Raw genomic sequence first — 22,418 nt, 5'->3', positions numbered from 1 at the left:
TACAGCGTACGTAGTGCGCTATGGTCCTACCATGACTTCTACGTACGCTGTACTTAGTGAAGGTCTGGAGAAGCGATTCGGGGAGGTCCGCGCCCTGCGCGGGCTGGACCTCGCGGTCCCCGAGGGAACGGTCTGCGGGATCCTCGGGCCGAACGGGGCGGGGAAGACGACGGCGGTACGGCTGTTGACCACGCTGCTGCGGCCGGACGCCGGCTCCGCCCGGGTCGCGGGACACGACCTCGTCCGCGAGGCCGCCGCCGTGCGCAACAGGATCAGCGTCACCGGGCAGGACACCTCGATCGACGGGGACCTCACCGGACGCCAGAACCTTCAGCTGTTCGGCCGGCTGTACCGGGTGCGCGGACCGGCGGGACGGACCGCGGTGCTCCTCGACCGCTTCGGTCTGACCGAGGCCGCCGACCGCCCCGCGTCCACCTACTCCGGTGGCATGCGCCGCCGCCTGGACCTCGCGGCGAGCCTGATCCGCCGCCCCGACGTGCTGTTCCTGGACGAGCCGACCACCGGCCTCGACCCGGTCAGCCGCACCCTCATCCGGGACGTGGTGCGCGACCTGGCCGCCGAGGGCACGACGGTGCTGCTCACCACGCAGTACCTGGAGGAGGCCGACCAACTGGCCGACGACATCGCCCTGGTGGACCGGGGCCGGGTCACGCACACCGGGTCTCCGGCACAGCTCAAGTCGCTGGTCGGGGCGCACGCCGAGGTCGTCGTGCCGGATGCGGACACCCTTGCGAGGGCGGCGGCCGTCCTCGACCGGCTGACGGGCGCGCAGCCGTCGTTCGACCACGAGCGCAACGCCGTCGGCGCGGTCAGCAAGGACCCGACACTCACGATCCCGCTGCTGGTGCGCGCCCTGGACACGGCGGGCGTGCCGCTGCTCGACGTGAGCCTGCGCCCGCCGACCCTCGACGACGTGTTCCTGCGCCTGACGGAGACTGCGCCGCCCAGGACGACCGAGGCGACCGAGACGACCGAGACGACCGACGAGAAGGAGCGTGCCGCATGAGCATGCTGGCGTACGACGGGACCGCGATGCTGGGCCGCCAGCTGCTGCGACTGCGGAACAACCCGGGCCTGCTGATCCTCACCCAGACCATGCCGATCAGCATGCTGCTGTTCTTCGGCTACGTCTTCGGCAGCGCGCTGGCGGTTCCGGGCGAGACCTACCGGTCGTTCCTCGTGCCGGGCCTGCTGGTGGCGACCGCCTCGGGCGGGATCATGGCCGGCATGTTCCAGGCGGCCCAGGACACGCACCGGGGCGTGACGAACCGCTTCCGTACGCTTCCGATGAGCCGGGCGGCCGTACCGCTGGGGCAGGCAGCCGCGGATCTGGTGGCCACCGCCCTCGGGACGGTGCCGTTCCTTCTGGTGGGCCTCGCGGTCGGCTGGCGTGTCGAGGGGAGCCTGCTCGAAGCGATGGGGGCGCTCGCGCTGCTGATGCTGTTCCGCTTCGCCTGCACCTGGGCGGGGATCTACCTCGGCCTGCTCACCCGCAACGAGGAGGCGGCCGGTCAGCTGGGCGGGGCGACATTCCTGCTGCCGCTGCTGTCCAGCGCGTACATCCCGACCAGCGGACTGCCGGGCTGGCTGCGGACGGTCGCCGAGTGGAATCCGATCAGCGCGGTGGCGACGGCCCTGCGGGACCTCTTCGGCAACGCGCCCGTACCCGAGGGGGCGGCCTGGCCGGTGGCCCATCCCGTCGCGGGGTCCGTCCTGTGGTGCGTCGTACTGCTCGGGGTGTTCGTGCCGCCGGCCGTGCGCCGGTACGCGCACGGGGAGCAGTGACCGGGCGGCGGTCGCCGCGGACGTCGCCCCCGGTCACTGCCGGGCGGGGATGAGGCACCGACAGGGGGCGTGCCGCGCTCGGGACCACACCTGGCGCCGCTGCGTGCCGCGGGGATGACGGACGACGGGTGTCGCAGCGCCGGCGCCGGAGACGGTGTGACCGCCCGAGCGCGGACCCCTACCTGCTGCCGAACAGGGAGCGGCGCAGTCGGCGCAGCGGCGCGAAGAGCGAGACGCGACGCACGCGCGCACCCCTGCCACTGCGGTCGTGCGGCTGACGCGCGGTCAGTTCCCGCATCAGCGAGGTCGCCTCGACCGTCTCCCGTTGAGGGACGGCGGGGCCGCCCAGCACCGAGAGGTGGCGGTCGAGGCGCGAACTGGTCGCGCTGCTCCCGCAGGTGATCGCAGGGACCCTGGCCCTGCTGCGCACTGTTATCTGTTCCATGTCACTCCCCACCCGTACGAGTCCACCCGGCCCGGGCAGGTTAACCCTATCGCCCCGTCCGGGCACTCGTGTATCGCGGTCACAGGATTCACCTTCCCCGTAAGGGGGTTGACGATGTATCTCCGATTACTCTCCGAATCCAACAGATTTCAGGGCGAGTTGGACGATCGGCTGGGTAGTGGGCTGCGGCGACCCCCCGGCGGGCTCGACGGTCACGGCCAGTGACGTCGCGGAGGTGCCCAAACCCGTTGCGACCAGGGGCGTGTCGCCGTCGAAGAGGCCGAGGGAGCGTGGGGGCGTGCCCGGGCGCATGAGCCACAACTGGTGCACGCGGCCGCCCGAGGGGGCGCCGTATCCGCCGAGGGTGACCACCGCACTCCCCTCCGTGGCGGAAGCGATCACTCCGAGGGTGCGGCCCCGCACGTCCCGGCCTCTGCCCGCACGGGCGTCCGGAGCCGCCAGAACGTGGGCGATCTCACGTGACCGATCTTGCTCGGCGGTCAGCCGGTCCTGGGTCCGGTTCGCCTGCACGGCGAACAGCGAGGCGACGACGAGGGCCGCGGCGGCGGTGACCGTCGCGAAGGGCACGAACAGCGGGATCCGGCGCCGTTGCCGCTGTCGCGGCGGCGGCTGGGCGCCCCACACGTGCGGGGGCAGCTGCGTCGCCCGCGCCCGTGCCGGCTCGCGCGCCGCCGTCCCCTGCGGTGCCGGGTCCTGCGGAGTGGTCCGCACGGCCAGCATGACCCGGTCACGCATCGCGGCGGGGGGCGGGGCGGTCGTGGACCAGGCGAGCCGCACGGCGTCCTCGGTCAGGGCGCGCACCTCGGCGGCGCAGCGTTCGCACTCCCTGAGATGCTTCTGGAAGCGGACCCGCTCCGGGGGCTCCAGGGCGTCGAGCGCGTAGGGCGCGGCGAGCGAGTGCAGGTCCTCGCGGCGGAAGAGGCTCATGCCACACCTCCCAGGCACTCGCGCATACGGGTCAGTCCGTCCCGCATCCGGGTCTTGACGGTGCCCAGCGGCAGGGAGAGCTGCTCGGCCACCTCACGGTACGTGTAGCCCTCGTAGTAGGCGAGGGTGACCGACTGGCGCTGCAGGACGGTGAGCCGGTCGAGGCAGCGGCGCACCCATTCCCGTTCGAGTCCGGCCTCGACCTCCTCGGTGACCTGGTCGAAGGCGGGCTGGTTCGCGCGCAGCGCCTCGCGCTGCTCGCGTTCCCCGGCCGCCCGGGCACTGCGGACCCGGTCGACGGCGCGGCGGTGGGCGAGGGTGAGGATCCACGACATGGCGCTGCCCCGGTCCGGGTCGAACCTCGCCGCGGACCGCCACAGTTCGAGCAGCACTTCCTGAGCCACCTCCTCCGACTGGGCGGGGTCCCGCACCACACGCCGTACGAGCCCGAACACCGGGCCGGACACCAGTCCGTACAGGTCCTCGAAGGCCTTCTGGTCCCCACCTGCCACGAGCAGCAGCAGCTCGTCCGCCTCCACTCGGTCCCCCTCTCCGAGGCCGCACCGGGCCTGTCCTCTCACACGAGGCACTCGCAACACACACACCTCCGGACGGGGTTACGGATCAGCGTGCCGAAAACGCGGGTCGCCCGGCGATGAAACAACTTTCCCGATGCTCCGTAAGAACGTTTGAGATTCGACCAATCCGCTTCGCCGACCGCTCCGAATGGCGTGTGTCAGGCAAGTTGGCACGGAGGACGGACGGCATGACACCTATCTCCAGGACCGGTGCGGGACGCGCGAGCATCGCGACCGTGATCTGTGGCGCGCTGGCCGCCGGCGGGCTCGCAGCCGCCGGTGTGACCGCGCTGGCACCCGAGGAGGCCTCTGCCTCCAGCCACCGCGAGGCCCCGCTGATCTCGGGGACCCCGCAGTACGACAACACCGACGTGTACGCGTTCGTCAGCCCGGACAAGCCGGACACGACGACCATCGTCGCGAACTGGATTCCCTTCGAGGAACCGGCCGGCGGGCCCAACTTCTTCCCGTTCGCCGAGGACGCCCAGTACGACCTGCGCATCGACAGCAACGGTGACGCGCAGGAGGACCTGCTCTTCCGGTACACGTTCAAGACTCATGTGAAGAACGACAAGACGTTCCTGTACAACACGGGCCCGGTCGAGAGCCTCGACGACCCCGACCTCAACATCACACAGACGTACGACCTCGAGCTGATCAAGCTGAAGCGCCTGAAGGCCGTGTCGAAGACCAAGGTCGCCGACGACGTGCCGGTGGCTCCGTCCAATGTCGGCAAGGCGTCGATGCCGGACTACAACACCCTGCGCAAGCAGGCCGTCCACAAACTCGCCGGTGGCGCCCAGACGTTCGCCGGGCAGGCCGACGACCCGTTCTTCCTGGACCTGCGCGTCTTCGACCTGCTGTACGGCGGGAACCTCTCCGAGGTCGGCAACGACACCCTCAAGGGCTACAACGTCAACTCGATCGCCCTGCAGGTCCCGAACAGCTTCATCACCGAGTCGCACGAGCAGCCGGTCGTCGGCATCTGGTCGACGACGCAGCGCAAGAACGCCAAGGGCTACTTCTCGCAGGTCTCGCGCCTGGGCAACCCGCTGGTCAACGAGGTCGTCAACCCGATCAAGGACAAGGACACGTTCAACGCGTCCACGCCGCGGGACGACGCCCAGTTCCTGAAGAACGTCACCAACCCGGAGCTGCCGAAGCTCATCGAGGCGATCTACAAGATCCCGGCACCCGCCGAGCCGCGCAACGACCTGGTCGACGTCTTCCTCAAGGGCGTCAAGGACCTCAACCAGCCGCCGCACGTGACGCCGTCGGAGCAGCTGCGGCTCAACACGTCCATCAAGCCGGCCGCCAAGCCCAAGCGGCTCGGCGTCCTGGACGGTGACAACGCGGGCTTCCCGAACGGCCGTCGCCTCACCGACGACGTGATCGACGCGTCGCTCCAGGTCGTCGAGGGTGAGCTGCTCGGTGCGAAGAACGACCTCGGTGACGCGGTCGACAAGAACGACAAGAAGTTCGAGAAGGCCTTCCCGTACGTGGCTCTGCCGACGGAGGGTTCGCGCGGCCCGCTCGCCAAGGGCGTGGACGGCGGCAACGACGTCCGCAGCCAGCTGGGCGACGCGCTCCAGCCGGCCGGCGCGCAGGGTTCGGACGACATGGGTCTGATGGCCGCCTCCGCGGGGGCCGGGGCGGGCGGCATCGTCCTGATCGGCGCGGCCCTGATGTGGTGGCGCCGCATGCGGAACCGGGCGTACTGACCCGCTCCGCTCCCACCGACCGGCGCGGCCCGTTCCACATCCCCCACGGCGCGGGCCGCGCCGCCGACTTCCGCACCAGCACACCCGACCGAGGAGAGGTCATGCCTCCGCGTACGACCGACAGCACACCGGAGGGGCGCGAGGACGACCGCGCGCCGTCGACGGCACCGGAGCCCGAGATCACCGGGGATCGGGAGGGTGGTGCGGCTGCCGGGACGGAGACGACCGGGGCACGGGGCGAGGCGGCCGAGGCCGGCCAGGACCGGCCGCCCACCGCGGGCACGGAAACCGGCGAAGCCGGGACCCGAACGGACCCCACCCCCACGGAAACCAGCGACACCCGCACCCGAACGATCCCCACCCGCACGGAAACCAGCGACGCTGGGACCCGAACAATCCCCACCCGCGACACCCGCACCCGAACGATCCCCACCCGCACGGAAACCAGCGACGCTGGGACCCGAACAATCCCCACCCGCGACGCTGGGACCCGAACAATCCCCACCCGCACGGAAACCAGCGACGCCGGGGATCCGGCCGGGTCCTGCGGCGGAGACCGGGCCGGCCTCTCGGCGCTCGCCGGCGACGGCAGCGGCGACGGCAGCGGCAGCGGCAGCGGCAGCGGCACGGTCGGGGTTCACCCCGCCGAGGGCCACTCCGGCCCGGAGGCCGGCACCGAGCACCAGGCGCACACCCACCCTCCGACCGGCGGGGACGACGCCGGTCAGCGGGTCGCCGCGATGCGGCGGGCCGCCGACGGGGGACGGCGGTGGCGGGGTCTGCACGTTGCGGGGTGTGCGGTGCTGCTGGCGGTCGCGGTGACCGGCGGGGCCATCACGTTCGGGGGTGTGCAGGACCGTGGGACCGGTGTCGACGCCGTGTCGGCGGCCGGGGCGTTGTCGCCCGGCGACCTCGCGCGCGGGGATCTCGACGCGGGGATCGCGTCCCTGCAGAAGCACCTGCGGGCCCAGCCGAGGGACTTCGGCAGTTGGGCCACCCTCGGGGTCGCCTACGTCGAGCAGGCCCGCACGAACGGCGACCCCTCCCGGTATCCGCAGGCCGAGCGCGCCCTGAAGCGGTCCCTCGAACTGGAACCGGGCAACGACCAGGCCCTGGCGGGCCACGCCGCCCTCGCCGCCGCCCGGCACGACTTCCCCGGCGCCCTGACCTACGCCGGCCGGGCGCTGAAGCAGAACCCCTACAACGAACGCGCCCTGTGCACCCGTATCGACGCCCTCGTCGAACTCGGACGGTACGACGACGCCGCGAAGGCCGCCGACACCGCCGACGACAGGCGCCCCGGCATCCCGGTCTTCACGCGGTACGCGTACGTGCACGAGCTGCGCGGCGACGTCCGCACGGCGCGTGAGGTACTGGAGCGCGCCCTGGGCTCGGCCCACGCGCCCGCCGACGTCGCCTACGTCGCCACTGCCCTCGGGCAGCTCGCCTGGAACCAGGGCGAGTACAAGACAGCCCTCGGCCACTACGCCCGTGCCCTCGCCGCCGACGACGCGTACCTGCCCGCCCTGGAGGGCCGCGCCCGCGCCCAGGCCGCGAGCGGCGACCGGGCGGCCGCCGTCAAGGGGCTGGAGCAGGTCGTCGCCCGCTTCCCGCTGCCCGGCCCGCTCGTCGCCCTCGGCGAGCTGTACGAGGACCGCGGCGCCGACGGCGACCGGGCGAAGGCCGGCGACCAGTACGCCCTCGTCGACGCCTGGACGGCCCTCGCCCGCGCGGGCGGGGTCAACGCCGACCTCGACACGGCCATGGCCGCCGCCGACCACGGCGACAAGAAGGAGGCCCTGCGCGCCGCCCGCGCCGAATGGGAGCGCCGGCACAGCGTGCACACCGCCGACGCCCTCGCCTGGGCCCTGCACGTCAACGGCCGCGACGAGGAGGCCCTGCCGTACGCCCGCCGGGCCACCGCCACCGGCTACCGCAACGCCGTCTTCCTCTATCACCGCGGTGTCATCGAGCGCGCCACCGGCGACGACCGCGAGGCCCGCACGCATCTGAAGGCCGCGCTGGACCTGAACCCCGGCTTCTCGCCGCTCGGCGTGCGCGAGGCCCGTACCGCACTCGAGGACCTGGAGGGGAACCGGTGACCCTGCGCCGGCTGTTCGCGTCCGGTGCCGCCGTCCTCACGGCCGCCTGCGCGCTCACCCTGCTGCCCGCCGCCACGGCGAGCGCCCACCCGCTGGGCAACTTCACCGTCAACCGCTACGACGGCCTGGTCGCCGCCCCAGGTGAACTGCGCGTCCACCACGTGGAGGACCTCGCGGAGATCCCGGCGACCCAGGCGGGGCCGGACATCGAGCGGCTGGGCATCGCCATGTGGGCCCGCCAGCGGTGCGCCACGGCCGCCGAGGACAGCCGCGCGACCGTCGACGGCCGCGGGGTGGCCCTCACGGCCGAGCGCAGCAACGCGCGCGTCCGGCCCGGGCAGGCGGGACTCGACACCCTCCGGGTGGAGTGCGAGCTGACCGCGCCCCTCCCGTCGGGCGGGAAGACCGTGTCCCTCGGCTTCCGCGGCGCGGGTGCCTCCAGCGGCCCGGGCTGGCGGGAGATCACGGCACGGGGCGACCGTATGACGCTCGCCGCGTCGGACGTGCCGGAGAAGTCGATCTCGGACGAACTCACCAGCTACCCGGAGGAGTTGCTGTCCTCCCCGGCCGACACCGCGTCGGCCGCCCTGCGGGTGCGCCCCGGCGGCGCCGCCCTGGCGGACGAGGAGTCGGACGCGCCCGCGGCATCCGTGCTCCCGCGCGGCGCCGACCGCTGGACACGTGCCCTGGACGACCTGGTGGCCCGGCAGGACCTCACCGCCGGCTTCGCCGCGCTGGCCCTCCTCATCGCCGTCGTCCTCGGTGCGATGCACGCGCTCGCCCCGGGCCACGGCAAGACCATCATGGCCGCGACGGCTGCGGCCCGGGGCGGTCAGGCCCGGATGAGGGACGTCCTGCCCATGGCAGCCTCGGTGACCGTCACGCACACCCTCGGCGTGGTCGCCCTGGGCCTGCTGGTGACGGCCGGTTCGGCGGCGGCGCCCTCCGTGATCGCCTGGCTCGGTGTCGCCAGCGGCCTGCTGGTGACCCTGGCGGGCGCGAGCCTGGTCCGCCGCGCCCTGCGCAACCGCGCGCACACCCACCCCCCGCACGCCCATCATCACGGCCATCACGACCACGGAAGCCACACCCACGACCACGACGGCGACCACCACGGTCACGCGCACGACCACAAGGATCACCACCACGACCACGACCACGACCACGACCACCCGCACGATCACGCCCACCCTCACTCCCACCCCCACACGGTCGAGCACACCCACGGCGGCTTCACCCACTCCCACCCCGTCGCCCCCACCCTCCGCGGCACGATCCTCATGGGCTTCGCGGGCGGCCTCGTGCCCAGCCCGTCCGCCGTCGTGGTGCTGGTCGGCGCCGCCGCGCTCGGGCAGGCCTGGTTCGGCCTGCTGCTCGTCGTCGCCTACGGCGTCGGGCTGGCCCTCACCCTCACGGCCGCCGGGTACGCGGTCGTCAAGGCGGGCAGCGGCATGACCCGGCTCCTGGACCGGCGCCCGCGCTGGTCGACGGGCCCGATGGCGGCCCTGGTGCGCCGGACCGCCCCGCTCGGTTCGGCCTTCGCCGTGCTGGTCCTCGGGGCCGGACTGGTGTTCAAGGGGGCGGCATCCGCACTCGGCTGAGTTACGTTCGTGAGGCATCGGATGTCCGGAGAAAAGCGGACGTCGTGAGGAAATCAGACCGCGTGGGGAAGACACACCCCATGGAGATTTCGCCCGGCTGCGAATGGGGGCGCCGTGTTCGAAGAACCGGGCCATGAACGTGTGATCGCGGGCCGCTACCGGCTCCTCGCACCGCTCGGCGAGGGCGGCATGGGGACGGTGTGGCGCGCCCGCGACGAGGTGCTGCACCGCGAGGTCGCCGTCAAGGAGGTCCGTGCCCCGTCCGGACTGGCGGGCGACGACGTACAGCGGATGTACGCGCGGCTGGAGCGGGAGGCGTGGGCGGCGGCCCGGGTCGCCAACCGCAACGTGGTGACGGTGTATGACGTGGCGACGGACGACGGCCGCCCGTGGATCGTCATGGAACTGGTCCGCGGCCTCTCCCTCGCCGAGGTCCTGGACGCCGAGGGCCCGATGACGCCCCAGCGTGCCGCGCACATCGGCGCCGAGGTGCTGGCCGCGCTGCGGTCCGCGCACGAGGCCGGGGTGCTGCACCGCGACGTGAAGCCGGCCAACGTGCTGATCTCGAACGACGGCCGGATCGTGCTCACCGACTTCGGGATCGCCATGGTCGAGGGCAGCTCGGCACTGACCATGACCGGCGAGGTCATCGGCTCGCCCGAGTTCCTCGCCCCGGAGCGGGCGCTCGGCCGTACGCCGGGCCCTGAGTCCGACCTGTGGTCGCTCGGCGTGCTGCTGTACGCGGCGGTCGAGGGTCACTCCCCCTTCCGTCACGACACCCCGCTGAGCACGCTGCGGGCGATCGTCGACGAGGAGCTGCCGCCGCCGTACCGGGCCGGTCCGCTGGCCCCGGTGATCGAGGGGCTGCTGCGCAAGGATCCCGAACAGCGGCTGCCGCCCGAGCGGGCCGAGGAGGATCTGCGGGTCGTCGCCGCGGGTGGTTCGCCGCGTGCGGACACCACGCGGGCGGTTCCGTTCCCGCCGACGGTCGTGGGCCACCCCGAGCCCGCGCCGACGCCGCCGATGCCCTACCCGGGGCAGGCTGCGGCATCCGGTGCGGGCACCACCACGACGGCCACCGGCCAGGACCGGGACCGCCGGGCCGGCCGGGTGCTGGTCGCGGGCGTCATCGCACTGGCCCTCGCCGTGGGCGGGCTGACGTACGCGCTGCTCAACGACGGGGACGGTTCCGGCGGCAACGACCAGGGGGCCGGGGACAATACGCCCACCGCGACCAAGAGCCCGCCGCGCAACACCGCGACCGAGAAGTCCAGCCCGTCGCCGACGCCGAGCAGGACGAGGGAGAGCAGTCCGCCCCCGCAGTCGGTGCGGGTCGCCCTGGAGGGCCGGCGCACGGACTACTCGGGCCCGTGTCCGCCGCCGAACGCCCAGGCGCCCGAGTTCACGGCGACGCTCACGGTGGGGCGGCTCCCGGCCGAGGTCAGCTACCGCTGGGTGACGCAGGACGGCCAGGTGCTCGACGGGGGCTGGAAGACGCTGTCGTTCACGGAGGGCGGCGGCCGTTCGAAGCGGGACACGGTGCGGGTGACGACGCGGGAGGAGACCGGGACGTTCGAGAACGAGATCAGCGTCGAAGTGCGGGAGCCGGTGCGGGAGACGTCCGAGTCGGTGCCGTTCTCGGTGACGTGCGAGACGGAGACCCCGACGGGCGGGGCCTCCCCTTCTCCTTCCGACACGGATCCGGACGCGCAAACGGGTTCGAACCCGGGATCGGACTCGAACCCGGGATCGGGCTCGGACTCGGGCTCGGACTCGGGCTGATCGGTCAGTCGTTGCTGTTGAGCACGGGCAGGTAACCGCCCGACTGGCCGGGAGCCTTCGGGTGGTACGAGTCGCCGATGTTGAGCCAGCTGACGCTGTGCAGCCAGGAGTCGCCGGAGCAGATCTCGTGGCCGGTGAAGGTGGCGCGGACGTCGCCGAAGGCGAAGCCGTGGTCCGCGGCGCGCTTGGCGACGGCGGTGTTGAGGTGGTCGGAGGCGTCGTTGATGGCCTTGCGCTTGGTCTCGGACAGACCGAGACAGGTGGTGCCGAGCTTGTAGAAGCGGGGGTAGCCGAGGACGACGACCCGGGCGGCGGGTGCCTTGGAGCTGATCGCCGAGTACACGCTGTCGAGCTTGCCGGGCAGCGTGGAGTCGACGTACGCCCGGGCGGTGTTGATGCGGGAGACGCAGGCGCTGTCGGACTGGGTCACACAGGTCGTCATGACGTCGGCGAAGCCGGCGTCGTTGCCCCCGACGCTGATCGAGACGAGGGCGGTGGAGGCGCTGAGCGGAGTGAGCTGACTCGCCAGAACGTCACCCGTTCGGGCGCCCGAGCAGGCGGTGAAGTCGAAGCTCGAGGGTGAGTGGGCGGCCGCCCAGAGGTAGGGGTAGGCCTTGGTGCTGCGTTTGCATTCGCCGCTGGAGCCGATGTAGCTGCCGGCTCCGACCCCGGAGGAGTAGGAGTCACCGAGGGCCACATAGCCGCCGGCGGCGTCGAGTGAGGACGCCTGCGCCGTCGCCGCCCCGGTGAGGGCTGTGCCGACGGCGAGGAGGAGCGAGCTCACGAGGACGACAAGTCGGGAACGTCTCATGGAACCTCCCTTTAGCAGGATCTCTGCCATAACCGTCGTAGCAGCTACGCGTGTTGACAGGAAGTGTCCATGCCAAGCCTTTTCGGCCTCTCCCCGGATGTTTGGCGCATTCACCACGGCTCGCGTCACACGTCGACCCTCTCTTGTTACGTGCTCATGACAGATTTGTTGACTGATGCTCAACTCTCTTGTTCTACGCCGGTAGTTGGTCGACGCTTTACTCCGGCCGGGAGCGGAACGCGACGCTCCCCGGCCCGTGTGCGCGAACACGCGCACACCCCCCACATGACGCGCGTCCCACCCAGGCGCGCGCCGCCTAGAGGAGGAATCCCTCGTAATGGCACAACTGCGTAGCAAGAGACTCGGGTTCGCCGCACTCACCTCACTGGCGACCGCCGCCCTCGTGGGTGGGCTCACCACCCTTCCCGCCCAGGCCGCACCCGCCGAGGGCCGGGTGCTCGCCGCGGGCTCCCCGACCGCGATCAAGGACAGCTACCTCGTCACGCTCAAGAAGAGCGCGGGCCTGAAGGCGTCCTCGGCCGCGGGCAAGGACCTGGTGAAGGAGTACGGCGGCTCGGTCGACAAGACGTTCGGCAAGGCGCTGAACGGCTGGTCCGCCACCCTCTCCGCCACCGAGGCCCGGCGGCTCGCCGCCGACCCCGCGGTGGCCTCCGTCGAGCAGAACCAGCGCGTCACGCTCGCCGCCACCCAGACCAACGCCCCGTGGGGCCTGGACCGCATCGACCAGGCCTCGCTGCCGCTGTCCGGCACCTACACCTACCCGGACAGCGCGGGCAGCGGCGTGACGGTCTATGTGATCGACACCGGTGTGCGCATCACCCACCAGCAGATCAGCGGCCGTGCCTCCCACGGCTACGACGCCGTCGACGGCGACAACAACGCCTCCGACGGCAACGGCCACGGCACCCATGTGGCCACCACGATCGCCGGATCCACCTACGGCGTGGCCAAGAAGGCGAAGATCGTGGGTGTGCGCGTGCTGAACAACAGCGGCTCCGGCACCACGGCCGGCGTGATCGCCGGCATCGACTGGGTGACGAAGAACCACTCGGGCCCCTCGGTCGCCAACATGTCGCTCGGCGGCGGCGCCTCCGCGACCCTGGACACGGCGGTCCGCAACTCCATAGCCGGCGGCGTCACATACGCCGTCGCCGCGGGCAACAGCAGCACCTCCGCCTCCTCGTCCTCCCCGGCCCGGGTCGCCGAGGCGATCACGGTCGGAGCCACCACCAGCACGGACGCCAAGGCGAGCTACTCCAACTACGGCTCCGCGCTGGACATCTTCGCGCCCGGCTCGTCGATCACGGCCGGCTGGCACACCAGTGACACCGCGACCAACACCATCTCCGGCACCTCGATGGCGACCCCGCACGTCGCTGGCGCGGCGGCGGTCTACCTGGCGGGCCACACCTCGTCGACCCCGGCCCAGGTCGCGACGGCCCTGGTGAACGGCGCCGTCACCGGAAAGGTCACCAGCGCGGGATCCGGTTCGCCGAACCGCCTGCTGCAGATCGTCCCGTGACCGACGTCCGCACCCGCACCCGCACCCGCACTTGAACACACGTTCCCCGGAGGCCCTGATCGCCTCCGGGGAACGCATGTTTATGAGACGGGAACGTGCAACTTGCGCCGCAGGAACGGTCCCTCGCAACGACCAAACCAACAAAAACGTGAGAGGCCGTTCCAGGTCTTGCCATACGGGTTCAATCGTCAATACCGTCATACATCTCACCCGCATCGGTCCGTCAGTACGCGGCTCTAGGGGAGGGCTCAAGGACCGCGACGAACCGGCGCGGGGCGCGGTAGGGGGGTGCCGTGCTCGGTGACCGCAAGGGTCTCCGGGCCGTGCCGCGCGGTCGGCTGCCGTTCTTGCGGCCGGCCAGCTTTGCCAGCTCACCCGGCGTGCCGGAGCTTCATCCCGGCATGCCTCGCCATCTCGGCGTGCCTCGGGTGAGAACCCCCCTTTCGAACCGGACTGGATCCGGACTGCCCTGGGGGGGCGGTCCACCGGACGAGAGGGACCAGACTCATGAGCTCAGTTCTGCAGCCGGCCGTGACGCAGCAGCGTCCGCCGACCGCCTCCAAGTACCGGCCCGTCTCCTCGCACCTGGCCATCGCGCCGCCGGTGAGCGTGGTGATCCCGGCCATGAACGAGGCGGAGAACCTTCCGTACGTCTTCAAGACCCTGCCCGACTGGATACACGAAGTGGTCCTGGTCGACGGCAACTCCACCGACAACACCGTCGAGGTGGCCCGCGAGCTGTGGCCCGAGGTGAAGGTCGTCGAGCAGCGCGGCAAGGGCAAGGGCGACGCCCTGATCACCGGGTTCCAGGCCTGCACCGGCGACATCATCGTGATGGTCGACGCGGACGGCTCGGCGGACGGCGGGGAGATCCTCAGCTACGTCTCCGCCCTGGTCTCCGGCGCGGACTTCGCCAAGGGCTCCCGCTTCGCCAACGGCGGCGGCACCGACGACATGACCTTCATCCGCAAGATGGGCAACTGGGCGCTGTGCACGGCCGTCAACCGCAAGTTCGGCGCCCGCTACACCGACCTGTGCTACGGCTACAACGCGTTCTGGCGGCACTGCCTCGACAAGATCGACCTCGACTGCACCGGCTTCGAGGTCGAGACCCTGATGAACATCCGGGTCGTCAAGGCCGGGCTCAAGGTGCAGGAGATCCCGAGCCACGAGTACCTGCGCATCCACGGCGTGAGCAATCTGCGGGCCGTGCGCGACGGACTGCGCGTGCTGAAGGTGATCCTGCGGGAGCGCTCCAACCGACGTGCGCTGCGCCGCCGTTCGCCCCGGTCGTCGATGCCGGCCGCGATGCGGGGAGAGGTGTCTTGAGCGGTCCCGGCATCTCCGTCGTGATCTGCGCGTACACCGAGGACCGCTGGGAGGACATCCTCGCTGCGGTCTCCTCGGTCCGCGCGCAGTCACGGCCGGCCCTGGAGACGCTGCTGGTCGTCGATCACAACGAGACGCTCCGGGAGCGTCTGGCCAAGGAGTACAAGGAGACCTCCGACGGTGCTGTGGTGCGGGTGCTCGCCAACGCGGGCCCCCGCGGCCTGTCCGCCGGCCGCAACACCGGCATCGCCGCGGCCCGGGGCGAGGTCGTGGCCTTCCTCGACGACGACGCCGTCGCCGAGCGCCACTGGCTGCGGCACTTCGCCGAGGCGTACACCGACCCGCGGGTGATGGCGGTCGGCGGGCGCACGGAGCCGGTCTGGGCGTCCGGGCGGCGGCCCGACTGGTTCCCGGAGGAGTTCGACTGGGTGGTGGGCTGCACCTACCGAGGTCTGCCGCGCGGCCGGGTGCGGGTGCGCAACGTGCTCGGCGGCAACGCCTCGTTCCGGCGCAGCGCCTTCGACGCGGCGGGCGGTTTCGCCACCGGAATCGGCAGGGACGGCGACAAACGCCCGCTGGGCTGCGAGGAGACGGAACTGTGCATCCGTCTGTCCCGGGCCCGGCCCGACGCGGTCCTGCTGATCGACGACCGGGCGGTGATCCACCACCGGGTGCCCGAGGTCCGCGAGCACTTCCGCTACTTCCGCAGCCGCGCCTACGCCGAAGGCCTGTCCAAGGCCCTGGTGGCGCGGAGCGTCGGGGCGGAGAAGGGCCTGGAGTCGGAGCGCCGGTACGCCACGCGGGTCCTGCCCGCCGGGGTGGCCCGGGGCCTGCGGGACGCCCTGCTGGCCCGGTCGGGCGGTGCGGGACGAGCCGGCGCGATCGTGGCCGGGGTGCTGACGGCGGCGGGCGGTTACGTCGTCGGCGGCGTCCGGGCACGCCGGGGCGGGACCACGTTCCAGGTGCCCGAGGTGAAGGTGACGGCCCGTGAGTGACGCCCGCGTCCCGATCCTCATGTACCACGCGGTCGCGACCGACCCGAACGAGGAGACGCGCGCCCTGTCCGTGACCCCGGAGGCGTTCGCCGAGCAGATGGCGGTGCTCGCCGACCGGGGGCTCAGTCCGCTCACCACGGCCGGACTGGCGCAGTGCTGGCGCTCCGGCCGCGCGCTGCCCGAGCGGCCGATCCTCATCACCTTCGACGACGGCTACGAGGGCGTGCACCGGCACGCCCTCCCCGCCCTGGCCAAGCACGGCTTCCCGGCCACCCTGTTCGTCTCGACCGGGTGGCTCAGGGGGCCGTACGACACCGGCGGCGGCCTGGACACCATGCTGGACTGGGACCAGGTCCGCGAACTCGCGGCCACCGGTGTCGAGATCGGCGGGCACAGCCACAGCCACCCGCAGCTCGACCAGGTCTCCGACGCCACCCTGCGGTTCGAGCTGATCCACTGCAAGGAGATCGTCTCGGACCAACTGGGTTCCGCACCCGCCTCGTTCGCCTATCCCTACGGCTACTCCAGCCGCCGGGTCCGGCAGGCGGTGCGCGAGACGGGCTGGGACCAGGCCCTCGCCGTCGGCAACGGCCTCGCGCGGCGCGCGCAGGGGCCGTACGCGCTGCGGCGGGTGACGGTGCGCCGCAGCACGGGCATCGAGGAGTTCGAGCGGATGATCGAAGGGCGCGCGATCGCCCGTACGTTCGCCGCGGACCGTGCCCTGACCAAGGGGTACGCCGTGGTCCGCAGGGCCCGGCGGGCGCGCCGGCTGGTCTGCGGCGCCGGGGCCTGACCCGCACAGGGCCGACATGCCGCGTGCACGCGGAAACCGGGTGCACGCGGCGGCCCCGTGCCGGATCATGGCGGCATGTCTGGAAACCCGCACGAGGCGCTGCCGATCCGGCTCAACGTCGACGACTCCGACTCCCCGTCCGACGTCGTCGACGCGCTGTTCCTCGGCCGCTTCGCGACGGGTGAGCAGCCGTACTCCCACGCCGTGAACATCGACCGCGTGCGGTCCGGGGCGACACTGATGCCACCGGGTGCCCGGGTGCTGCGCGTGGCCCGGGACGACGACCGCAGCGCGACCCTCGCCGAGGGCGACGGCTGGACGCTGCTGGTCTCCCGCTGGAACCGGGGCGCCGACGTCACGGTGACGGCGACCGGTGAGGAGCTCGCGAAGAAGATCCTCGACCAGGCCACGGACGGCGCCGCGGACGAACCCGAACCGCAGCCGGAGAACGTCACGATGGGCTTCTGGTACGTCTCCCCGCGCCGGGGCCCGCACCGCACCACCCGCCAGATCGCCGCGGGCACCTGGGACGAGGTCCGGCCCAACTACACCGCACCGGTGGCGGACGCCATGGACCGCCTGATGAAGACGACCCCCGAGGACATCGCGGGCCGGCTGCTCCTGCTGCACGGCCCGCCGGGAACCGGCAAGACCTCGGCGCTGCGCACCCTGGCCCGGTCCTGGCGCGACTGGTGCCAGGTGGACTGCGTCCTGGACCCCGAGCGGCTCTTCTCCGACGTCGGCTATCTCATGGACATCGCCATCGGCGAGGAGGACGCGACGGGCAAGGGCCGCTGGCGGCTGCTGCTCCTGGAGGACTGCGACGAGCTGATCCGCGGCGAGGCCAAGCACACGGCGGGCCAGGCCCTGTCGAGGCTGCTGAACCTGACGGACGGCCTGCTCGGCCAGGGCCGCAACGTCCTGGTGGGTGTCACGACCAACGAGGACCTGGAGCGCCTGCACCCGGCCGTGGTCCGCCCCGGCCGCTGCCTCGCCCGGATCGAGGTCGGCCCGCTGACCCGGTCGGAGGCGGTGAACTGGCTGGGCCAGGAGGACGGCATCGGCCGCGAGGGCGCGACGCTGGCGGAGCTGTACGCGCTGCGCCGGGGCACGTCCCCGACGGCCCTGCCGGAGCCGCGCGGGGGCGTGGAGGCGGGGCTGTACCTGTAGCGGGACCACCCGCCGGTTCCGGTCACAACCGCCTCTCACCTGCCTGTTAACCAGGCGTGCCAAGGTGTGCGGCGGAGCGACGCCGAGCTCCGCATGGACCAGGGAGGCTCTGATGGCGCACCCGGCGCCCACCGTGTTCAGCGAACCCGCCCACCGCGTCGCGCGATGGGTCCCGCCCGTCGTGCTCGGTGTCGTCTACGGCAACTGGGTCGCGGTGAACCGGCGTCACGGCGGTCCGATCACCGGGCCGGACGTGGCGTCGGGTGTGTGGAGCGCACTCGCCTTCATGGCCCTCTGCATCGCCGTGGTCCAGGCGACCCGGCGCCTCCGACGCGACCTGCACGCCCTGCACGCCCTGCTCCGGGCCGCGTTCGCCGGCGCCGCACTGGGCTTCCTCTACAGCCAGACCGGCGACGACGTCCGTCCCGTGGTCATCACGTCGGTGCTGGTCACGGCAGCCGTCTTCCTGCTGCTGTTCTACCGCTTCCACACGCGCACCGATACCTAGGGCCTGGAGGACCGGGCCGCCTCTGCCGCCCTCGAAGACACCTGGTGCTTTGATAGGGATATGACCCTGTTCGTCGGCACGTCCGGGTGGCAGTACAAGGACTGGCGGGGCCTCCTGTATCCGTCCGGGCTGCCGATGCGGCTCTGGCTGGAGGAGTACACGGGGCACTTCGCCACCGTCGAGATCAACAACGCCTTCTACCGGCTGCCGTCCCGGGAGACGTTCGAGGACTGGCGGCGGCGGGTGCCCGGTGACTTCGTCGTCGCGGTCAAGGCGAGTCGCTATCTGACCCACATCAAGCGGCTCAAGGAGCCCGAGGAGCCGGTGCACCGGCTGATGAGTCACGCGGCGGGCCTCGGCGACCGCCTCGGCCCGGTCCTGCTTCAGCTCCCGCCCACGCTGCGCGCCGACCCGGGCCTGCTGGACGCGTGCCTGGCCTGCTTCCCGGCCTCGACCCGGGTCGCGGTCGAGCCGCGTCACGACTCCTGGTGGACGCCGGAGGTCCGCCGCGTCCTTACGTCCCGGCGCGCCGCCCTGTGCTGGGCCGACATGCTGGCCCGCCCGGCGACGCCGCTGTGGCGCACCACCGACTGGGGTTACGTCCGCTTCCACCAGGGCCGCGCCAAGCCCTGGCCGCGCTACGGCCGGCGCTCGCTGGCCACCTGGCTCGACCGCATCGCCACGACCTGGACCGACGGCGAGGACGTCTACGCGTACTTCAACAACGACCCGGGCGGCGCGGCGGTGGAGGACGCGATGGCGTTCGCACGGGCGGGAAGGTCGGCGGGGCTGGACATCACACGGACCCCGGAGCGACTGACGCAGCCGTCGGGTCAGGACACCCGCTAGGTACTCGCGGGGCGCGAGCGTGACGACGGACTCACGCAGCCCTCGCCGCGCACCCGGGACCGGCCTGTCGTGCGGATCAGGCTCCAGGTGCGCTGCCCGAAGAAGCCGCCCGCAGGGCGTCCCGGACCGCGGCGAGCGCGACCTCCTCGCCCAGCACGTGCGAATCAGGCTCCAGGTGCGCTGCCCGAAGAAGCCGCCCGCAGGGCGTCCCGGACCGCGGCGAGCGCGACCTCCTCGCCCAGCCCGAGTCGCCTGGCCCGCTCCACATAGGCCTGTGCGGCCGAGGCCAGCTCGCGATCCGCGGCCGATCCGGCCGCGGCGACGAACGTGCCGTTGCGGCCCCGCGTCTCGATCACCCCGTCCGCCTCCAGCGCCCGGTACGCCTTGGCGACCGTGTTCGCGGCGAGGCCCAGCGACTCGGCCAGCCCCCGCACGGTCGGCAGCCGGTAGCCCACGGGCAGCGCACCGGACCGCGCCTGCTCGGAGATCCGCGCCCGCACCTGCTCGTAGGGCGGGGCGCTGTCGTCGATGTCGATCTTCAAGGTCACAGGCCGATTGTCGCGCACCCGGCGGAAAATGAGAGGCACCCCGGACGGCTCCACGCGTAGCGTGCGCCCTCATGACCGTGATCGTGCGCGACCTGCGTCCCGACGTCCGAGCCGATGCCGAGGGATTCTCCGACACGCGCCGCCTCGCCCTGCCCTACATGTTGTCCACCCCCGAGTCGGTGGTGCACACCCTGACGCACGTCCACCCGGACGCCCGTTTCGGGCAGCTCATCGCCGAGGAGGACGGCGAGATCATCGGCACCGCCCAGGTCAGCGTCGCCCACGACAGCCCGGAACCCGGCCAGGGCTCGGCCAACATCTATGTACGCCCCGACCGCAGGAACCGCGGCGCCGGTTCGCTGCTGCTGCGTACGGCGGAGGAGCGCCTGGGACGCCTGGGCGTCACGAAGCTGTTCGCCTGGGTCCTGGACGAGCCGGACAACCGCGCCTTCGCCGAGCGGCACGGCTTCCGGGCCAGCCGCTCCGCCTTCTTCCTGCGCCTGGACCTGGCCGGTGGCACGCTCCCGCCCCGGCAGGAGCCACCGTCCGGCGTCGAGCTGCGCACGGCCGCCGACTTCGCGGACGACCCGCGCCCGGTGTTCGAACTGGACGCGGAGACGTCGTCCGACGAACCGAGCGACATCGATGTGGAGTTCACGGACTACGAGGCCTGGCTCGAGGAACACTGGAAGCACCCTCTGCTGAACCGCGACCTGACCACCGTCGCGCTCGTCGACGGCCGACCCGCCGCCTTCAGCGTGGCCCACACGGACGGCGACTCCCGCTATGCCACCGCGATGACCGGCACCGCCCGGGAGTTCCGCGGCCGGGGCCTGGCGAAGCTCGCCAAGAACGACTCGCTGCATCGCGCCCGCGCGGCGGGGTGCACGGAGGCGTTCACCGGCAACGACACGGGGAACGAGCCGATGATCGCCATCAACAAGTGGTTCGGCTACGAGATCTGCGCGAAGGAAGTGCGTTATGTCCGCGAACTCGGCTGACCGGTCCCCGCAACTGGACGTCGTGCTCGTCAAGGCGGGTCGCACGAAGATCCGTTACAGCGGCGAGCTGCTGGCGGACGACGGCACGCGCGTGGCGGTCCGCGCCGCGTGGGCGGGCTCCGGCGTCCGCGACTTCGGCTTCGTCCGCTTCGAGCCCGGGGACGTCTTCACGGAGTACTACTGGCGCGACCGGTGGTACGCGGTGAAGGAGGTCCGCTCCGCCACGGGCGCGCTGAAGGGCTGGTACTGCGACGTCACCCGTCCCGCCCGGCGCTCCGGTCCGGAGCTGGTGGTGGAGGATCTCGACCTCGACCTGTGGCGCTCCGCGGACGGCACGGACGTACGGCGCCTGGACGAGGACGAGTTCGCCGAGAGCGGCCTCGGCGAGTCGGACCCGGAGGCGGCGTCCGCCGCGCTGGCCGCGCTCGACGAACTGGAGTCACTGGCCCGCGGCGGCGGCTTCGCGGCCCTCCTGGCCTGAGTCGCCGGTCACCGCGACCACCGCGTACCGCTCGTCCGCCACCGGGCCGCCCCACAGCAGCGGATCGTCCGAGAGCCGCTGCACGCTCACCCGTCCGGCGATCGGGGCGAGCAGGCCGGTGAGCCGCTCGGCGGGTATGCCGACCGGCTCGACGCTCCCCCACACGCCCTCGACCAGCACCAGTCGCCCACCCGGCCGCAGCAGCCCGCGCCAGTGCCTGAGGGCGCGGGCGGGGTCGGGCAGGGCCCACAGGACGTGCCGCACGAGCACGGCGTCGAAGCGCTGCTCCCCGACCGGCGGTGCCGCGGCGTCACCGACGAGGAACGCGGCGTCGCGCCCGGCGAGTTTTTCCCGGGCGAGCGTCACCATCGCCAGGGAAAGGTCCACGCCCGTCACGCGGTGCCCCTGTTCGGATGCGAGGAGTGACAGGCTGCCGGTGCCGCAGCCGAGGTCGAGTACGTCGCCCGCGCGCCCCGGCAGCCACTCGCGCAGCCGGCCGGCCCAGGCACGGCGCACCTCGGGGTCGCGCAGGCCGTGGTCCGGCTCCTCGTCGAAGGAGGCGGCCTCGGCGTCCCAGTCCACGTTCGTCATGGGCCCCAGAGTGACACCCGCCACTGACAATCGAATCGTGACTGCCGCCACTGACAGACCAGGAGCGATGAGTAACCCTCCCCCGAAAGGTCTACCTCCGTGAGAACGCGGAACCCGGTAGCCCCTCAAGGAGGCAGCCATGCGCCGTGTGACCGTGCAGAAGCCCCTGAAGAAGTCGGACGTCCGCCGGGTCCGCGAGGAGGCCGACGAGCGTCCCGCCGGGCGCCCGGAGGTCCGCAAGGACATCGCACGCACCTGGTGGCCGGACGCCTGAGCGGCCGGTGCCGGTCGTGAGACGCACGCCTCAGAACAGCCGCTTGCGGTAGTGGACGCGGTCGTAGGGGCCGTCCACGCGGCGCCCCACGACTTCGTAGCCGTACTTCGGATAGATCCGCTGGTTCTCCCACATCAGCGCGTTCGTGTAGAGCCTGACCTCGGGCAGGCCGAGGGTACGCGCGTGTGCGTCCACGAACCGGAGCAGTCGCCGCCCCACCCCTCTGCCGTGCGCGGTGGGGTGGACGGCGATGGTGTCGAGGAAGAGGTGGTCGTCGAACGCCTCGACCACGACGAGCCCGGTCACCGGATCGCCCGTCACGAACACCTTGCCGGTGGCCACGTTCGCCGCGTGGTCCTCCTGCATGGGCTGGGGCACCAGCCCGATGCGCTCGATGTAGGGGCGGAAGGCCGCGTCGACCACCTCGGCGACGACCGCGACGTCGGTGGCACGGGCCGGTCGGATCTCCTCGTCTGCCATTCCGCGACGGTACCTACCTGATGCCAGTCCGAACACTCCCTTAAGCGGGCCATAAGGATCTC

23 protein-coding genes are annotated in these 22,418 nt (G+C 72.1%); 16 read left to right on the top strand and 7 right to left on the bottom strand.

Annotation, left to right across the window (positions count from 1 at the left end):
- Positions 1 to 31: 31 nt before the first annotated feature.
- Both ACZ7EG_RS30745 and ACZ7EG_RS30740 read left to right on the top strand, forming a co-directional pair.
- Positions 32 to 1,027 carry an ATP-binding cassette domain-containing protein gene (locus ACZ7EG_RS30745; protein ID WP_471085938.1) on the top strand — a complete coding sequence of 332 codons (996 nt, stop codon included), beginning with the start codon at positions 32 to 34 and terminating at the stop codon, positions 1,025 to 1,027.
- On the top strand, positions 1,024 to 1,806 hold the full coding sequence (locus ACZ7EG_RS30740; RefSeq protein ID WP_471085935.1) for an ABC transporter permease: 783 nt from the start codon (positions 1,024 to 1,026) through the stop codon (positions 1,804 to 1,806). The genes ACZ7EG_RS30745 and ACZ7EG_RS30740 overlap by 4 nt, the downstream gene beginning before the upstream one ends.
- A gap of 178 nt (positions 1,807 to 1,984) precedes the next feature.
- Here the strand turns inward: ACZ7EG_RS30740 and ACZ7EG_RS30735 are convergent, their stop codons facing one another.
- The 3 genes from ACZ7EG_RS30735 to ACZ7EG_RS30725 form a co-directional block, all read right to left on the bottom strand.
- Entirely contained in the window at positions 1,985 to 2,251 is a 267-nt protein-coding gene (locus ACZ7EG_RS30735) for a hypothetical protein (RefSeq protein WP_033312817.1), read from the bottom strand.
- 126 nt (positions 2,252 to 2,377) lie between these two features.
- On the bottom strand, positions 2,378 to 3,199 hold the full coding sequence (locus tag ACZ7EG_RS30730; RefSeq protein WP_471085931.1) for an anti-sigma factor: 822 nt from the start codon (positions 3,197 to 3,199) through the stop codon (positions 2,378 to 2,380).
- On the bottom strand, positions 3,196 to 3,738 hold the full coding sequence (locus tag ACZ7EG_RS30725; protein WP_053672350.1) for a sigma-70 family RNA polymerase sigma factor: 543 nt from the start codon (positions 3,736 to 3,738) through the stop codon (positions 3,196 to 3,198). The genes ACZ7EG_RS30730 and ACZ7EG_RS30725 overlap by 4 nt, the downstream gene beginning before the upstream one ends.
- Positions 3,739 to 3,965: 227 nt before the next feature.
- Here ACZ7EG_RS30725 and ACZ7EG_RS30720 point away from each other — a divergent pair, with 227 nt between their 5' ends.
- The 4 genes from ACZ7EG_RS30720 to ACZ7EG_RS30705 all read left to right on the top strand — a co-directional run bounded on the left by ACZ7EG_RS30720 (position 3,966) and on the right by ACZ7EG_RS30705 (position 10,983).
- Complete coding sequence (locus ACZ7EG_RS30720) at positions 3,966 to 5,498, top strand: DUF4331 domain-containing protein (protein WP_471085928.1); 1,533 nt, start codon at positions 3,966 to 3,968, stop codon at positions 5,496 to 5,498.
- A 101-nt stretch (positions 5,499 to 5,599) separates the two neighbouring features.
- Entirely contained in the window at positions 5,600 to 7,600 is a 2,001-nt protein-coding gene (locus tag ACZ7EG_RS30715; protein WP_471085926.1) for a tetratricopeptide repeat protein, read from the top strand.
- A complete protein-coding gene (locus tag ACZ7EG_RS30710) occupies positions 7,597 to 9,201 on the top strand; it encodes a HoxN/HupN/NixA family nickel/cobalt transporter (protein ID WP_471085923.1) in 1,605 nt (534 codons plus the stop codon). Before ACZ7EG_RS30715 ends, ACZ7EG_RS30710 begins: the two co-directional genes overlap by 4 nt.
- 141 nt (positions 9,202 to 9,342) lie before the next feature.
- Positions 9,343 to 10,983, top strand: coding sequence for a serine/threonine-protein kinase (locus ACZ7EG_RS30705; RefSeq protein WP_471086483.1), 1,641 nt, complete (start codon positions 9,343 to 9,345; stop codon positions 10,981 to 10,983).
- Positions 10,984 to 10,987: 4 nt separating this feature from the next.
- On the opposite strand, the gene ACZ7EG_RS30700 is transcribed toward ACZ7EG_RS30705, so the two are convergent.
- Positions 10,988 to 11,794 carry an SGNH/GDSL hydrolase family protein gene (locus ACZ7EG_RS30700; protein ID WP_471085920.1) on the bottom strand — a complete coding sequence of 269 codons (807 nt, stop codon included), beginning with the start codon at positions 11,792 to 11,794 and terminating at the stop codon, positions 10,988 to 10,990.
- Between the two features lie 337 nt (positions 11,795 to 12,131).
- Here ACZ7EG_RS30700 and ACZ7EG_RS30695 point away from each other — a divergent pair, with 337 nt between their 5' ends.
- From ACZ7EG_RS30695 to ACZ7EG_RS30665, 7 genes are all read left to right on the top strand, one after another.
- The gene (locus ACZ7EG_RS30695; RefSeq protein ID WP_471085917.1) at positions 12,132 to 13,337 is read left to right on the top strand and encodes a S8 family peptidase; all 1,206 of its coding nucleotides are present in this window, start codon (positions 12,132 to 12,134) and stop codon (positions 13,335 to 13,337) included.
- Positions 13,338 to 13,844: 507 nt separating this feature from the next.
- Positions 13,845 to 14,666, top strand: a complete 822-nt coding sequence (locus ACZ7EG_RS30690) for a glycosyltransferase family 2 protein (protein ID WP_471085914.1) — start codon at positions 13,845 to 13,847, stop codon at positions 14,664 to 14,666.
- The gene (locus ACZ7EG_RS30685; protein ID WP_471085911.1) at positions 14,663 to 15,661 is read left to right on the top strand and encodes a glycosyltransferase family 2 protein; all 999 of its coding nucleotides are present in this window, start codon (positions 14,663 to 14,665) and stop codon (positions 15,659 to 15,661) included. The genes ACZ7EG_RS30690 and ACZ7EG_RS30685 overlap by 4 nt, the downstream gene beginning before the upstream one ends.
- On the top strand, positions 15,654 to 16,454 hold the full coding sequence (locus ACZ7EG_RS30680; protein WP_471085908.1) for a polysaccharide deacetylase family protein: 801 nt from the start codon (positions 15,654 to 15,656) through the stop codon (positions 16,452 to 16,454). The genes ACZ7EG_RS30685 and ACZ7EG_RS30680 overlap by 8 nt, the downstream gene beginning before the upstream one ends.
- A gap of 75 nt (positions 16,455 to 16,529) precedes the next feature.
- On the top strand, positions 16,530 to 17,624 hold the full coding sequence (locus ACZ7EG_RS30675; protein ID WP_471085906.1) for a DUF5925 domain-containing protein: 1,095 nt from the start codon (positions 16,530 to 16,532) through the stop codon (positions 17,622 to 17,624).
- 112 nt (positions 17,625 to 17,736) lie between these two features.
- Positions 17,737 to 18,132: a hypothetical protein gene (locus ACZ7EG_RS30670; protein WP_471085903.1), complete on the top strand. Its 396-nt coding sequence runs from the start codon at positions 17,737 to 17,739 to the stop codon at positions 18,130 to 18,132.
- Between the two features lie 60 nt (positions 18,133 to 18,192).
- The gene (locus tag ACZ7EG_RS30665; protein WP_471085900.1) at positions 18,193 to 18,981 is read left to right on the top strand and encodes a DUF72 domain-containing protein; all 789 of its coding nucleotides are present in this window, start codon (positions 18,193 to 18,195) and stop codon (positions 18,979 to 18,981) included.
- A gap of 164 nt (positions 18,982 to 19,145) precedes the next feature.
- Here the strand turns inward: ACZ7EG_RS30665 and ACZ7EG_RS30660 are convergent, their stop codons facing one another.
- Positions 19,146 to 19,529 (bottom strand): GntR family transcriptional regulator, encoded by a 384-nt coding sequence (locus tag ACZ7EG_RS30660; protein WP_471085897.1) that lies wholly within the window; start codon positions 19,527 to 19,529, stop codon positions 19,146 to 19,148.
- A gap of 71 nt (positions 19,530 to 19,600) precedes the next feature.
- Here ACZ7EG_RS30660 and ACZ7EG_RS30655 point away from each other — a divergent pair, with 71 nt between their 5' ends.
- Together ACZ7EG_RS30655 and ACZ7EG_RS30650 are read left to right on the top strand one after the other, a co-directional pair.
- On the top strand, positions 19,601 to 20,530 hold the full coding sequence (locus ACZ7EG_RS30655) for a GNAT family N-acetyltransferase (RefSeq protein ID WP_471085894.1): 930 nt from the start codon (positions 19,601 to 19,603) through the stop codon (positions 20,528 to 20,530).
- Complete coding sequence (locus ACZ7EG_RS30650; RefSeq protein WP_471085891.1) at positions 20,511 to 21,011, top strand: ribonuclease FAU-1 family protein; 501 nt, start codon at positions 20,511 to 20,513, stop codon at positions 21,009 to 21,011. Before ACZ7EG_RS30655 ends, ACZ7EG_RS30650 begins: the two co-directional genes overlap by 20 nt.
- Here ACZ7EG_RS30650 and ACZ7EG_RS30645 read toward each other — a convergent pair.
- Positions 20,970 to 21,602: a class I SAM-dependent methyltransferase gene (locus ACZ7EG_RS30645; protein WP_471085888.1), complete on the bottom strand. Its 633-nt coding sequence runs from the start codon at positions 21,600 to 21,602 to the stop codon at positions 20,970 to 20,972. The genes ACZ7EG_RS30650 and ACZ7EG_RS30645 overlap by 42 nt on opposite strands.
- Before the next feature lie 139 nt (positions 21,603 to 21,741).
- Here ACZ7EG_RS30645 and ACZ7EG_RS30640 point away from each other — a divergent pair, with 139 nt between their 5' ends.
- The gene (locus tag ACZ7EG_RS30640) at positions 21,742 to 21,876 is read left to right on the top strand and encodes a hypothetical protein (protein WP_104778565.1); all 135 of its coding nucleotides are present in this window, start codon (positions 21,742 to 21,744) and stop codon (positions 21,874 to 21,876) included.
- 30 nt (positions 21,877 to 21,906) lie between these two features.
- Here ACZ7EG_RS30640 and ACZ7EG_RS30635 read toward each other — a convergent pair whose 3' ends face one another.
- Positions 21,907 to 22,356, bottom strand: a complete 450-nt coding sequence (locus ACZ7EG_RS30635; protein WP_471085885.1) for a GNAT family N-acetyltransferase — start codon at positions 22,354 to 22,356, stop codon at positions 21,907 to 21,909.
- Between the last annotated feature and the right edge of the window lie 62 nt (positions 22,357 to 22,418).

It is taken from the genome of Streptomyces sp. NPDC037100 (assembly GCF_055606225.1).
Note: the sequence above shows the minus strand (reverse complement) of the source record. Positions and strands in the feature narration are given on the sequence as shown.